General features: G+C 66.2%; 13 protein-coding genes. 6 read left to right on the forward strand and 7 right to left on the reverse strand.

The genetic code is table 11. The features are described from left to right. Nucleotides 1-9: 9 nt before the first annotated feature. The 7 genes from AC1MGT_RS15010 to argS form a co-directional block, all read right to left on the reverse strand. On the reverse strand, nt 10-786 hold the full coding sequence (locus tag AC1MGT_RS15010; RefSeq protein ID WP_499500815.1) for a PEP-CTERM sorting domain-containing protein: 777 nt from the start codon (nt 784-786) through the stop codon (nt 10-12). 205 nt (nt 787-991) lie between these two features. Then, nucleotides 992-1717: an SPOR domain-containing protein gene (locus tag AC1MGT_RS15015; RefSeq protein WP_499500816.1), complete on the reverse strand. Its 726-nt coding sequence runs from the start codon at nt 1715-1717 to the stop codon at nt 992-994. Then, nucleotides 1711-2448, reverse strand: coding sequence for a type III pantothenate kinase (locus AC1MGT_RS15020; protein WP_499500817.1), 738 nt, complete (start codon nt 2446-2448; stop codon nt 1711-1713). The genes AC1MGT_RS15015 and AC1MGT_RS15020 overlap by 7 nt, the downstream gene beginning before the upstream one ends. Next, on the reverse strand, nt 2445-3209 hold the full coding sequence (locus tag AC1MGT_RS15025; RefSeq protein WP_499500818.1) for a biotin--[acetyl-CoA-carboxylase] ligase: 765 nt from the start codon (nt 3207-3209) through the stop codon (nt 2445-2447). The genes AC1MGT_RS15020 and AC1MGT_RS15025 overlap by 4 nt, the downstream gene beginning before the upstream one ends. Next, entirely contained in the window at nt 3206-3991 is a 786-nt protein-coding gene (locus tag AC1MGT_RS15030; RefSeq protein ID WP_499500819.1) for an SDR family oxidoreductase, read from the reverse strand. Before AC1MGT_RS15030 ends, AC1MGT_RS15025 begins: the two co-directional genes overlap by 4 nt. Nucleotides 3992-3997: 6 nt before the next feature. Beyond that, the gene (locus AC1MGT_RS15035) at nt 3998-4678 is read right to left on the reverse strand and encodes an SPOR domain-containing protein (protein WP_499500820.1); all 681 of its coding nucleotides are present in this window, start codon (nt 4676-4678) and stop codon (nt 3998-4000) included. A gap of 33 nt (nt 4679-4711) precedes the next feature. Then, nucleotides 4712-6424 (reverse strand): arginine--tRNA ligase, encoded by a 1713-nt coding sequence (argS, locus tag AC1MGT_RS15040; RefSeq protein ID WP_183556702.1) that lies wholly within the window; start codon nt 6422-6424, stop codon nt 4712-4714. Nucleotides 6425-6633: 209 nt separating this feature from the next. Here argS and rsmB point away from each other — a divergent pair, with 209 nt between their 5' ends. The 6 genes from rsmB (at nt 6634) to AC1MGT_RS15070 (ending at nt 12952) form a co-directional block, all read left to right on the forward strand. Next, a complete protein-coding gene (gene rsmB / locus AC1MGT_RS15045) occupies nt 6634-8232 on the forward strand; it encodes a 16S rRNA (cytosine(967)-C(5))-methyltransferase RsmB (protein ID WP_499500821.1) in 1599 nt (532 codons plus the stop codon). Between the two features lie 43 nt (nt 8233-8275). Next, nucleotides 8276-8851 carry a DUF4390 domain-containing protein gene (locus AC1MGT_RS15050; RefSeq protein WP_332532547.1) on the forward strand — a complete coding sequence of 192 codons (576 nt, stop codon included), beginning with the start codon at nt 8276-8278 and terminating at the stop codon, nt 8849-8851. A gap of 4 nt (nt 8852-8855) precedes the next feature. Further along, the gene (locus tag AC1MGT_RS15055) at nt 8856-11156 is read left to right on the forward strand and encodes an ATP-binding protein (protein WP_183557526.1); all 2301 of its coding nucleotides are present in this window, start codon (nt 8856-8858) and stop codon (nt 11154-11156) included. 196 nt (nt 11157-11352) lie between these two features. Next, the gene (locus AC1MGT_RS15060) at nt 11353-12123 is read left to right on the forward strand and encodes a response regulator (protein ID WP_499500822.1); all 771 of its coding nucleotides are present in this window, start codon (nt 11353-11355) and stop codon (nt 12121-12123) included. Then, nucleotides 12123-12572: a GTPase gene (locus tag AC1MGT_RS15065; protein WP_499500823.1), complete on the forward strand. Its 450-nt coding sequence runs from the start codon at nt 12123-12125 to the stop codon at nt 12570-12572. The genes AC1MGT_RS15060 and AC1MGT_RS15065 overlap by 1 nt, the downstream gene beginning before the upstream one ends. A 122-nt stretch (nt 12573-12694) precedes the next feature. Further along, a complete protein-coding gene (locus tag AC1MGT_RS15070; protein ID WP_183556710.1) occupies nt 12695-12952 on the forward strand; it encodes a BTH_I0359 family protein in 258 nt (85 codons plus the stop codon). The last annotated feature ends 73 nt before the right edge of the window (nt 12953-13025 follow it).

The following is a 13025-nucleotide window of genomic DNA, read 5'->3' on the forward strand; positions in this document are numbered from 1 at the left end:
CAAACCGTCTTATGCGGCCGCGCGCTTGCTGCGGCGACGCACGGCGCCCAGACCGGCCAGGCCGGCGAGCGCCAGGAGGATGCTCGATGGTTCCGGCACTTCAGCAGCCGCCAAGACTTCCGTGTAATCCAGCAGCAGCTGCGAGTTGGTCAGAATCAGGTCGCCCGCGACTTTCAGATTCAGCGTCAGCTGGTCGCTGCGCAGCAGTTCGTCGATGATCGACTGGTTCGAGATGATGCCGCTGATCGTGAAGGCGCCAGTGTAGTCGCGGGTGATGGTCGTGGTGTCGGTCCAGCTCTTCGTATAAAAAGCATAGCAGTGGCTGTAGAAGCAACCCTTGCCTTCATACTTGGCATGGAGTGGGCTGGAGGTGGTTTTGCTCGATTCGCTCAGTGTGGTGCTGCCCGTGCCGAGAACGACGTCGCCGATCGACAGCGCAGCGCTTTCCTGCTGGCTCGTGCGTTCTACCGTCGCGTAATTTGTCAGATAACGTGCGAAGCTCACCGCGGTATGGGGCCGCCAGCCCGTCATGCTGCTGCCGGTGGAGACCGGGGCCGACGTCGTGAACATATCGGTTCCATCATCACGGAACGAGAACGAGTACGCGAGGCTGTTGACCGTGTAGTCGGTCGGCAGGAACGATTTGCCGCTGAACACGGCGCTGTAGTTGTTATTGGCCAGGTCGCTCGACGCGAACGCGCCGGTCATGGCGATTGGGGTGGCCAGTGCTGCAGCGGAGATGGTGCACAGGGTGGTTAGCAAGGCAGTGGTGATCAGGTTCTTCATGGCAAGTCCGAAGTTTTAATTTAAGAAACAATAATTTGTATATAGCAATAGTTGGGCCAGCAAAGCAACTCATTGATTATAAACAATCTTATTTTCTTAAAAAAATCTAGTGTAAAGAAATTCGACACTTTTTAGCGTCTGCACAACACGCATGGACGAAAAAAAGCGCACCCGCAGGTGCGCCATCGATGGGCGGCAGTACGATTCAGCTGCAGCGAGTGAGGGCAGCGCCGCTGTAGTTGTCGGCAATGCCAGTCAACCGGTCGCGCTCCGCAGCATCGATCTGGCGATACTGGTAGCCGACGCGCGTCACTTGCGGTCCGCGCGGCAGGATGCGCACGCCGCGCACGCCCTGGCGCTGCAGGTCGGCCACGAGCTTTTGCGCCGCACCGTCCGACTTGAATACGCCGAGCGAAATCGCATAGCGTAGTGGCGACGTATCGTTCTGCATGATGAAGAAGTTGGTCACCCCGCGTTCCTTCAACTCGGCGACGCGGCGCTGGGCGCCTTCGCGGCCGCCGTTCGGTGGCAGATAGACGAGACGGCTCGTCACTTCCTGGTACGGCATCTCGACGCGCGACTGGCGCGGCGCCAGGCCAAGCCGTGCGACACGGGCCTCGAAGCGGCGCGCATCGGCCGTGCTGAACGGGCCGGCCTGCACGCAGGCGACCAGATCCCGCGCAACTGGCGCTGGCACTGGTGCTGGCTCGGGCACGGGCGCAGCTACCTCGGCTTGCGGCGCCGGTGCAGCGCTCGCCGCCGCCTGCCTGGCCTGCACCGGCGTGAGCTGCTGCATGCGCTCGGGCGCCAGCTGGTTCTTCAGGCGCGCTGGCTCGCGCGCCGCATCGGCCGGCTGCCCAAGCAGGCCCTGGCCATATGCCAGCAATACCCCATTGGCGCCCAGCAGCGCCCAGAACACGAATTTCAGCACTGCATATCTCCCGTCGAGCCGGCGGCTGCTGCATGCAGGCCGACCAGTACGATGTTATCGACCACCTGGTACCCAACCTTGAGGGCCGGCGCGATATGGGGCGCGGCGCCGCCCGAGATGATGCAGATGGCGCCACCCAGCCCGGCCACCGCACGCTCGATCGCGCCCGCCTGCGCCGAGAGCAGGCCGGACAGGATCGCATCATGCGTGTTGTCGCCAAACAGCGGCGGCAATGCGCCAGCGTCGACTTGCGGCAGTTGCGCCGTATTGCGCGCCAGGCTGGCGGCCATCAGGGCCAGGCCGGGCAGGATCATGCCGCCGATAAAGTGGCCGTCGGCGCGTACCGCGTCGACCGTGGTCGCGGTGCCGCAGGTGGCCACGATCAGGTTTTGGCCGGGCGCCAGCGCGCGCGCGCCGATGGCGGCGGCGAAGCGGTCGCACCCGAGCCGCGCCGGCTCGCGGTAGCCGTTGGTGACGCCTGCGCGCTGCGGCGTGGACGCGAACCACTCGACCTGCGCATGCGCCGGCAGCAGGGCGGCGATGCGTGCGGCCAGCGCGGGACCCGCCACATTCGAGACCAGCACACGCGTGGCGCCGGCCCAGTCGGACGCCAATGCATCCAGCCCGGCATGCGCTACTGCACCAGTGCCCGACCAGGCGCCAGGCGCCGCGCCGTCGTTTGCCAGCGCCCACTTCACGCGGGTGTTGCCGGCATCGATCAGCAGCATCATGCTTTTACCCGCAGCGAGACGTCGCCGGCCATCACGGTGATGCGGCCTTCATCTGTATCGAGCAGCAAGCGCCCGCTATCGTCGACACCGGCGGCGCGGCCTTCGTGCCGCACGACGCCCCCGTCGAGCAGGACGACGGTCTCGCCCTGCCACGCATGGCGCAGATTCCAGCGCGCGCTGAAGGCGGCAAACCCGCGCATCGCAAATTCGCGCAGGCAGTCGGCCAGGCCGTCGAGGAGCGCCGCCATCAACGCGTCGCGGTCCATGCGCGCCAGCCATGGCATGCCGGCCGCGCTGCGGCCCAGCTGCGCTTCCATCTCGTCCGGCATCAACAGGTTCAGGCCGATCCCGATCACGGTCCAGGTGCCGCCGCCAGGGGCGGACTGGGTTTCGATCAGGATGCCGGCCAGTTTATCGCCATCCTTGAGGACATCGTTCGGCCACTTCAGCTGTACCTGCTGGCCCAGCGTGCCAAGCGTGTCGGCCAGCGCCACGCCCACCGCCAGCGGCAGGCCAAGCAGCGCCTGTGGCCCGCCGTCGAAGCGCCAGGCCAGCGAAAACGTCAGCGAGCCTTCGGGCGACGACAGCCAGCTGCGCCCGGCGCGCCCGCGGCCGGCGCTTTGATGTTCAGCTATCAGCAGCAGCGGGGCGGCAAGTGTGCCGGCGCGCACGAGCAGGTCGGCATTGGTCGATCCGGTCTGCGCGACGACTTCAACGGCAACGCCTGCGCGTGACAGCGCGGCAATGGAAGCAGCGTTCATGGCTGCTCCCGGCGCGGCTTGGTCGGCGCGCGCGCAAAGAGACGGTCGAACAGGGCATTGGGCATCAGCCGTAGCAGCTTGGCGACAACGCCCATCTGCCACGGCAGCACGCGGTAACTGTCGCCGCGCGCGATCGCCGCGACAGCCCGCGTGGCAAAGCGTTCAGGCGGCATCAAAAAGGGCATGGGAAAGCGGTTGGCACGGGTCATGGGGGTATCGATGTAGCCGGGCGCGATGGTCACCACGCGAATGTTCGACGGCCGCAGTTCCACGCGCAGCGCCTCGCAATAGCTGTGCAGCGCGGCCTTGCTGGCGCAATAGGCGCCGGCCCCGCGCATGCCGCGAATGCCGGCCACGCTGCCAATGCCGACCAGGCGGCACGGCGTCGACTGGGTTTTCATGGGAGCGATGAACGGTGCGAACGTCGCCACCGTGGCATTCACATTGGTGGCGAAGACGGCGTCGAACACCGCCAGGTCATCGACCTGCTCGGTCAGCGTGCCCTGCGAAATGCCGGCACAGGCGATGACTATATCGGCGCCGCCGTTCACGGCAATGAAATCCTGCGCGGCGGCGGCGAGGGCCGCGCGATCGAGGACATCGACGGCATACACCTGGTGGCGCGAGGAATCAGGGAGCGATTGACGCAGTTGGTCGAGCGCGTCGCGCCGCCGGCCCAGGAGGCCCAGCGTCGCGCCGCGCGCGGCATATTCGCGCGCCAGCGCGGCGCCGATGCCGCTCGAGGCGCCCGTGATGAAGACGCGCTTCGCCGGCAGTGACATGCCGGATCAGCGCTGGTTGCGCACGATGGCGACGTCGATGCCGCTGTCGAGCAGCTTGGCGCGTGCGCGGTTGACGCCTTCGACCTGCGTGAACGGGCCGACGCGCACGCGGTGCAGCACGCCGCTGTCGGTCGTGCGGTCGGTGATGGCGGCCTCGAAGCCCAGCAGGGCCAGTTTGGCGCGGGTGTTTTCGGCGTCCGACATTTCGCGGAACGCGCCTGCTTGCAGGTAATAGATGTAGCCGTCGGTGACGGCGGCAGCCGCCGGCGCTGCGGCGACCGTGTTGACGGGGGCCGGCGATGGTGCCGGCGTCGGCGCGCGGCGCGGTGCCTGCATGCCGGCGATCGCAGCGCCCAGTGGATCTGCGTCTGCAGGCGCTGCAGCCGGGGCGGCAGGTGCGGCCGGTGCGGCCGGTGCCGCAGCCGGTGCAGCCGGCGCCGGCTTGGGCGTCTCGCGCACCGGCGTGCGGGTACCGTACAGCGGCTTGTTCGGATCGTTGGCCTGGCTCGGCTCGAGGTCGGCCGGGCGCCCCATCTTGTTGGAGCGATCGGTGAAGGGCGAGGCGCCCTTGGTGATCACGAGTGCGACCGCCACTGCGATGCCCAACCCGATGATCAGGCCGATGATGATGCCCGTCAGGGTGCTGCCGCGCTGGCGGAGGGGCGAGAAGGATCGAATGGCGGTCATGACGCTTTCTGGTTGGGCAGTGGGATGCAGTGATTACATTTTGTCCGGCGCCGAGACGCCGATCAGCGCGAGGCCGTTGCGCAGCACCTGGCGCGTGGCCGCGGCCAGCGCGAGACGGGCCAGCTTGAGCGGCTCGTCGTCGTCCAGCAGCCACTTGTGCGCAAAGTAGTAGCTGTGCAGGTCGCCGGCCAGTTCGCGCAGGTAGAACGCGACCTGGTGCGGGCCCAGTTCGGCCAGTGCGCGCTCGAGCACTTCAGGGTACGACGCCAGCTTGGCCAGCAGTTCGAATTCCTTCGGCGAGGTGAGCGGCGACAGGTCGACGCTGGCGAGCGACGCGACATCGCCGCCCCAGTTGGCCAGCGCCGAACAGATGCGCGCATGGGCGTACTGGACGTAGTACACCGGGTTCTCGTCGCTTGTTTCGAGCGCGACGTTCACGTCGAACACGAATTCGGTGTCGGCCTTGCGCGAGATGAGGAAGAAGCGCACCGCGTCGCGGCCACGCGTGACGTCGCCCGCGCCCGACCAGTCGATCAGGTCGCGCACAGTGACGTACGAGCCGGCGCGCTTGGAAATCTTGACCTCTTCGCCGTCCTTCATCACGGTGACCATCTTGTGCAGCACGTAGTCGGGATAGCCTTGCGGAATGCCGATGTCCACCGCTTGCAGGCCGGCGCGCACGCGCGCGATCGTGCCGTGGTGGTCACTGCCCTGGATGTTGATCGCCTGGTCGAAGCCGCGGCGGAATTTCTGGATGTGGTACGCCACGTCCGGCACGAAGTACGTGTAGGTGCCATCGGACTTGCGCATCACGCGGTCCTTGTCGTCGCCGTAGTCGGTGGTCTTGAGCCACAGCGCGCCGCCGTCTTCATAGGTCTTGCCCGAGTCGACCAGCGTCTTGACGGCGGTGTCGACCTTGCCGTCGGCGTACAGCGACGACTCGAGGTAGTAGTTGTCGAACTTGACGCCGAAGGCTTGCAGATCCTGGTCCTGCTCGTTGCGCAGGTAAGTCACGGCGAAGCGGCGGATCGATTCGAGATCGTCGACATCACCGCTGGCGGTGGCCGGCTCGCCATCGCTGGCCGAGACGGTTTTTTTGGCCAGGAAGTCGGCAGCGATTTCGGCGATGTAGTCGCCGTTGTAGGCGGATTCGGGCCATTCGGCGTCGCCGGGCTTGAAGCCACGCGCGCGCGCCTGCACCGAGTTTGCCAGCGTGGCGATCTGCACGCCCGCATCGTTGTAATAGAACTCGCGCGTGACGTCATGGCCTTGCGACAGAAACAGCGACGCCATCGCGTCGCCCAGCGCAGCCTGGCGGCCGTGACCGACGTGCAGCGGGCCGGTCGGGTTGGCCGAGACGAATTCGATGATCACGTGGTGGCCGGCGCCGCTGGTACCGCTGCCGAATGCCGCGCCCTGTTCGAGCACGCTGCGCGCAACCGATTGCTTGGCGCTGGCGGCCACGCGCAGGTTGATGAAGCCGGGGCCGGCGATGTCGGCCGCGTCGATCAGCCCCTGCGCGCCTGGTTCGGCCAGCAGTGCGGCGACCAGGCGCGTGGCCAGTTCGCGCGGGTTGGTCTTGAGTGGCTTGGCCAGCTGCATCGCGATATTGCAGGCGATGTCACCGTGCGATGGATCGCGCGGCCGTTCGAGCACCACGTTCGGGGTGAGATCGGTACCGGCGACGATCGGCGCGAGGGCGGCCTGGAACAGGGCAACGATTTGTTGTTTTTGTTGGGCGAGCATGGGAATGGTCGAAAATGTAATGAGGCGGCGCCTGGAGGTCAGGCAAACAGTGCACATTATACTAGCTTGACGGGCCGCTTTGGCGGGCTGCGGCGCCAGTGGCCAGCGTAGCACCCACCATCAGGATAACCACAGCGGCCACTATATTAAGCGTCTTCAAAGGCATAACCGTTACAATGGGAGCCCATTTTCGCAACATTTTATTCGCCATGACTGACAAGCGTCCAACGCTCTCCCTGAAACCCAAGGCCAAGCCAGCCTCCGACCGGCGCGGCGCCGGCGCGGCAGGCCGCAAGCCGGCCCAGGCCGCCGAGCGCGGGCAACCACGCGCACAGGGACATGGGCAGGGGCAGGGCAGCCAGGCGCCGCAGGCCGAACGCGCACCGGCCCAGCCGGCAGCGGCGTCCGGCTATCAGTTGAAGCACCACGTTGCGCGTCCGCAGCGTGAAGAGCCGCGCCTGCGCGCCAGTCATGAAGTAAAAGTTGCGCCGCAGCGCGACTACAAGCCTGACCTCAAATCCGACTCGCTGGCGCTGGCGCTGCTGGGCGCGGCCAGTGCCGTCGCCCGCGTGCAGGGCGGCATGGCGCTGCCGCAGGCGCTGTCGATCGTGTTCGGCGCCTACGACGTCACGCCGCAAACGCGCGGCGCGATCCAGGACATCGCCTACCGCACCATGCGCCAGCTGGGTCGCAGCGAAACGCTGCTGGGCCTGATGACGAGCAAGGCGCCTGAGCCGCCGATGCTGGGCGCGCTGCTGTGCGCGGCGCTGTCACTGCTCGACCCGCCCGAGGGCACCCCGGCGCCGTACGAAGCCTTCACCGTGGTCGACCAGGCCGTCACCGGCGCGGCGGCGCATCCCGATTTTGCGCACGCCAAGGCGATGGTCAATGCGGTGCTGCGCCGCTTCCTGCGCGAGCGTGAATCGCTCGTCGAAGAAGCGCTGCGCACGCCGCTGGCACGCTGGAATTATCCGCAGTGGTGGATCGACACGGCGCGCGCCGCCTACCCGCGTGACTGGGAAGCCGTGCTTGCTGCGGGCAACGCGCATCCGCCACTGACACTGCGCGTGAACCGCCGCCGGCAGGACGTCCCCGCCTACCTGCAGTCGCTGCAGGATGCGGGCCTGGACGCCGAGCAGGTGGGCCCGTACGCGGTGCGCCTGGCGCAGGCGATCAATGTGAGCCAGATTCCCGGCTTTGCCGAAGGCGTGGTCTCGGTGCAGGATGCCGGGGCCCAGCTGGCCGCGCCGCTGCTCGACCTGCAGGACGGCATGCGCGTGCTCGACGCGTGCGCCGCACCGGGCGGCAAGAGTGGCCATATCCTCGAGACGGCGAACGTCGAACTCACGGCCGTCGACACCGATGCGCTGCGCCTCGGCCGCGTGGGCGACAATCTGGGCCGCCTGGGCCTGGCCGCGCAGCTCGTCACGGCCGATGCCGGCGCAACGGACTGGTGGGATGGCCGTCAATACGACCGCATCCTGGCTGACGTGCCGTGCACGGCGTCGGGCATCGTGCGGCGCCACCCGGATATCCGCTGGTTGCGCCGCAAGTCGGATACATCCCAACTTGCAACACTTTCCGCCAAAATACTCGACAACCTTTGGCAGATGCTGCTGCCGAATGGTAAATTGCTATTCGTGACATGTTCGCTCTGGCCCCAGGAATCGGAGGCGCAGGCGGCTGCCTTCGCGGCCCGCCACGACGCGGTCCGCCTCGATGCGCCGGGCCAACTGCTGCCCGTCGGTGGCGCCGGACAGGATCATGACGGTTTGTTCTACGCCCTGTTCCAGAAGAAAGCGGCGTGAAGTTCTTTTCACTACGCGCATTATTTAAGGCCCCGGCTCCCCCGTGACGTTACGATTTTTCCGCCTTCTCGCCTGTCAGTTGCTGCTGGCGATCGCGTGCGTTGCCATGGGCACGCCGGCGCAGGCGGCCGACGACATCGAAATCACCCGCGCAACCATCGAAGCGAGCGACGATGGCTACCGTCTCAACACGGCCTACAACTTCGAGCTGAATCACGGCCTGAAGGACGCGATCCAGCACGGGGTCCAGCTGCACTTCACCACCGAGATCGAACTCACGCGCCCCCGCTGGTACTGGCGCGACGAAAAGGCCGTCTCATTAAAACGCACCATCCGCATTTCGTACGACGTGCTCACGCGCCAGTATTACGTGGTCGTGGTGGGTTCGTTCCAGGAGCGCTTCCAGACCTTCGAGGACGCGATGTTCATGATCCGGCGCCCGACGCGCTGGCTGATCGCGCCCAAGGGCGCGCTCAAGACCGGCGAAGTCTATGAAGTCTCGCTGCGCATGTTCATGGACCGCGAGTACCTGCAAAAGCCGTTGCAGGTCAATGCCTTCAACGACTCGGACTGGCGCCTGACCTCCAGCCGCAAGACGTTCACCTACCGTGCGGAGTGAAGTGATCAGCGGTGGGGTGCGCTACGCGCTGATCGTTGGCGGCGCCATCGTCTCGATCCTGCTGTTCCTGCTGGCCGGCGCATCCGACAATTCAGGCTTCTTCGGCCGCTACTACAGCTGGCTGCTGGGCCTGACCGCCGCGATGGCGTTCCTGCTCCTGATCGTCGTGGTCGTGGCGCTGGGGCGCCTGTATTCCCGCTACAAGGCCGGCAAGTTCGGCTCCCGGCTCATGGCGCGGCTGGTGCTGCTGTTTGCCGGTATCGGCATCCTGCCTGGTCTCGTGATCTTCATCGTGTCGGTGCAGTTCGTGTCGCACTCGATTGACTCGTGGTTTGACGTCAAGATCGAATCGGCCATCGAATCGGGCCTGAACCTGGGCCGCGCCGCGCTCGACGAATCGCTGTCCGAACTGGGCGCCACTGCGCAGACCGCCGCCGCCACGCTGGCAGGGCAGAGCGACATGACCGCGCAACCCGTGCTGGCGCGCCTGCTGCTTGACACCAGCGGCCTGCAAAGCGTGATGCTGGTCGACGCCAACGGCGCCGTGCTGTCGGCCGCCACCGAAGACCGCGGCGCCAACCTGGCGGCCGACGCACCCAATGAACGCATGCTGCGCAGCGCCGGGATGCCGGGCGGGTATGCCCAGGCCGAGGGCGGTGTCGGCCCTGCCGATGCGGGCGACGAGGCCGCAGACGGCGCCTCGAACGCGCTCGACGCCGTGACCGGCCTGCGCCTGCGCGTGGTGATGGCCGTGCCCGAACCGCCCGGCGTGCAGCAGCGCTACCTGCAACTGCTGCAGGCGGTGCCGGTCGGCCTGGCCTCGAACGCCGAGGTGCTGCGTTCGGCCTCCACCGAATACCGGCTGCGCCTCGAAGCGCGCACGGGCCTGCGCAAGATGTACATCGTGACCTTGACCCTGACGCTGCTGCTGGCGATCTTCGGGGCGATCGGCAGCGCCTTCCTCATCGCCGGCAATCTGGCGCAGCCGCTCTTGGTGCTGGCCGAAGGCACGCAGGCGGTGGCCGAGGGTGACCTGTCGCCGCGCCCGATCGTCGAGACCAACGATGAACTGGGCACGCTGACCAGATCGTTCAATGCGATGACGGGCCAGCTGTTCGAGGCCAGAAGCGCCGTGGAGCGCAACCGCGCCGCGCTGCAAAGCGCCAAGGCCCACCTGGAATCGGTGCTGGCGAATATGTCGGCGGGCGTGATCGTGCTCGATGCCGAAGGCGTGGTGGTCAACTCGAACGATGCGGCGTACCGCATCCTGCAGGTGGAGCCGGGCGCGATGGCGGGGCCGCTGAACCGCATCGCCGGCCTCGAACATTTTTCGAACACGGTCACGCGCTCGTTCTCGGCGCAAAGCGCGCACGTGGCCGCCGAGCGCCGCAAGCGCGCACACTGGCAGCAGCAGATCGAGATCCCGCGCGACGCCCAGCGCAAGACCGGCGCGGCCGACGAACAGGAGCACGACATCGTGCTGCTGGCACGCGGCTCGCGCCTGCCGGTGGGCGCCGACAGCGGCTTCATCGTCGTGTTCGACGATATCTCGGACGTGATCACGGCCCAGCGCTCGGTGGCCTGGGGCGAGGTGGCGCGCCGCCTGGCGCACGAAATCAAGAACCCGCTCACGCCGATCCAGCTGGCGGCCGAGCGCATGCAGATGAAGCTGGCCGAACACCTGCCGCAAGCGCAGGCCGACCTGCTCCAGCGTGGCACGACCACGATCGTCAATCAGGTCGATGCGATGAAGCGCATGGTCGACGACTTCCGCGACTATGCACGCACGCCGCCGGCGATGCTCGACCAGCTCGACCTGAATGGACTGATCGCCGAGATCCTCAGCCTGTACCTGGCCGACGACGGCAGCGACATCATTCATGCAAATCTTGCGCCGGACCTGCCGCGCGTGATGGGCGACGCGACCCAGCTGCGCCAGGTGATCCACAACCTGGTGCAAAACGCGCAGGATGCGCTGGTCGAGCGCGGGCCGGACGCACCTGCGCCGCGCGTGGACATCACGACCGAGGCGATCCAGTACACGGGCGCCGGCGGCCTGGCCGGCACCGCGGTGCGCCTGGCGATCGTCGACAATGGGCCCGGTTTCGCGCCCCGCATCCTGGCGCGCGCGTTCGAGCCGTACGTGACGACCAAGGCGCGCGGCACGGGGCTTGGCCTTCCGATGGTCAAGAAAATCATCGATGAACACGGTGGCCGGATCGATGTCGGAAACCGCAGCGATGGAACTGGCGCAGCAGTGTCGATTTTACTGTTAAAGTTAGCTCCCGAAGCAAGCTTGGCTTAAGGACAACTGAACAAGCGGCTGCGTGTTGCCCTGCCAATCGCACCGCGCGGCAGTACACTGCGCCGCGTTGGTCAGTACAGTGCGTTTTTCCGGCCGATCGTGGCTCCGCTCGTAATGGTTTTTCGAACTCCCCTTCAGTGCAAAAAACTTATAAAATTGCACACACGTCGGGTAGAAGATCAGGAAGGTAGAAGAGATGGCGAACATACTGGTAGTTGACGATGAAATGGGAATCCGGGAGCTGCTGTCCGAGATTCTCGGTGACGAAGGTCATGCCATCACCCTGGCCGAGAACGCGCAGCAAGCGCGTGAGGCGCGCGCGGCCGGCGCCCCGGATCTCGTGCTGCTCGATATCTGGATGCCTGACACCGATGGTGTCACGCTGCTCAAGGAATGGCAGCGCGACGGCCTGCTGACCATGCCGGTCATCATGATGTCGGGTCACGCGACCATCGACACCGCAGTCGAAGCAACGCGCATCGGCGCGCTGAACTTCCTCGAGAAACCGATCGCACTGCAAAAGCTGCTCAAGGCCGTGCAGCAGGGCCTGAGCCGCGCGCAGGAAGTCGCGCGTGCACCGATGGCGCCACCGCGCCCGATCGCACCGAGCGTGCCAAGCATGGCGCTCGATGGCGGCGGCGCGGCATCCGCATCGGCATCGGCATCGGCGCCGATGTTCGCATCGGCCAATACGCAGCCGGGCGCCGGCGCGGCCCTTGGCAACGGCGCGCGCATGGTGCATGCGATGTCGCAGGGCGAGGGCACCGGTTACACGCTGTCGTTCGACCTGCCGCTGCGCGAGGCACGCGACGCATTCGAGCGCATGTACTTCGAGCACCACCTGGGCCGCGAAGGCGGCAGCATGACGCGCGTGGCCGAAAAGACGGGCCTGGAGCGCACCCACTTGTACCGCAAGCTCAAGCAGCTGGGCGTCGAGCCGGGCAAGCTGGCCAAGAAAGGGGGCTGATGGCCCGCGCGGCCACCAGTCTCGTTACCGGTTCGACGGCGGCGGCGCGCGAAGCGGCCATTGCGGCGCTGTTGGCCACGCCATTCGATGCAGCCTCTGCATCTTCTGCGTCCGTCAGCAGCCTTGCTGCTGACGGAGCGGCCTCTCCCGCAAGCCGCCTGCCGGCACCCGCCATCCCGTTCGACGCTGTCATCCTCGAAGGCCTGGGCGTGGCGGCCACGCCCCTTGAAACGGGTCCCGGCCTGCAGGTCATGCGCATCGCGCCGGGCTGCCTGTGCTGCGACGGCAATCTGGTTTTGCGTGTAACATTGAATCGTCTGCTGCGCCAACGCCCTCGGCGCCTGTTCATCGGTCTGGCGAGCAGCGAACACCTTGATCAGTTGCGATCGTGGCTTGCAGCACCGCCATACGATCAGCTGTTGGCCCTGGAACCGACCGTGCACGCCTGAGTTTTACGGGTGCGTTCACTTGAAATCCAGCTGGCCAGCCCCACCTCTTTATCGAAGTGAACAGCCTGCCATTCGCCGCCATCCGGCAGGCTGGCACCAACTTTCTGATCGAAGGAGTCAACATGAACATGATCTATAACAGTGAACAGTACAGCGTCGTCGAATTCGGCGTCGACCGTGAACTCGAAGCACTGCGCTTTGGTGGCTTCGAGATCGTCGACAAGGCCGGCCGGCGCGAAGCGTTCATCGGCGGCCGACTCGCGCAATCGTTCCGGCGCGATGTCAACAACCTGATCGCCAGCGAACCGACGATGGAAGAAATCGACGAGTTCCTCGGCGAGTACGACACCCTGATGAGCCAACCGGTGGTGCTGCATTAAGCCGGTGTCGAAGTACCTGTCCCGCCATCGCCAGCCAAGGTGATGGCGCTTTCATTTCAGTAGCATACGAAGC

This window comes from Telluria sp. BA11, from assembly GCF_056680305.1.

What these genes read in the sequence shown, in the direction of transcription:
- AC1MGT_RS15020 (WP_499500817.1), bottom strand. Translation starts at nt 2,448, where the DNA reads ATGATGCTGCTGATCGATGCCGGCAACACCCGCGTGAAGTGGGCGCTG.
- AC1MGT_RS15070 (WP_183556710.1), top strand. Translation starts at nt 12,695, where the DNA reads ATGAACATGATCTATAACAGTGAACAGTACAGCGTCGTCGAATTCGGC.
- AC1MGT_RS15060 (WP_499500822.1), top strand. Translation starts at nt 11,353, where the DNA reads ATGGCGAACATACTGGTAGTTGACGATGAAATGGGAATCCGGGAGCTG.
- AC1MGT_RS15065 (WP_499500823.1), top strand. Translation starts at nt 12,123, where the DNA reads ATGGCCCGCGCGGCCACCAGTCTCGTTACCGGTTCGACGGCGGCGGCG.
- AC1MGT_RS15025 (WP_499500818.1), bottom strand. Translation starts at nt 3,209, where the DNA reads ATGAACGCTGCTTCCATTGCCGCGCTGTCACGCGCAGGCGTTGCCGTT.
- argS (WP_183556702.1), bottom strand. Translation starts at nt 6,424, where the DNA reads ATGCTCGCCCAACAAAAACAACAAATCGTTGCCCTGTTCCAGGCCGCC.
- AC1MGT_RS15010 (WP_499500815.1), bottom strand. Translation starts at nt 786, where the DNA reads ATGAAGAACCTGATCACCACTGCCTTGCTAACCACCCTGTGCACCATC.
- rsmB (WP_499500821.1), top strand. Translation starts at nt 6,634, where the DNA reads ATGACTGACAAGCGTCCAACGCTCTCCCTGAAACCCAAGGCCAAGCCA.
- AC1MGT_RS15030 (WP_499500819.1), bottom strand. Translation starts at nt 3,991, where the DNA reads ATGTCACTGCCGGCGAAGCGCGTCTTCATCACGGGCGCCTCGAGCGGC.
- AC1MGT_RS15035 (WP_499500820.1), bottom strand. Translation starts at nt 4,678, where the DNA reads ATGACCGCCATTCGATCCTTCTCGCCCCTCCGCCAGCGCGGCAGCACC.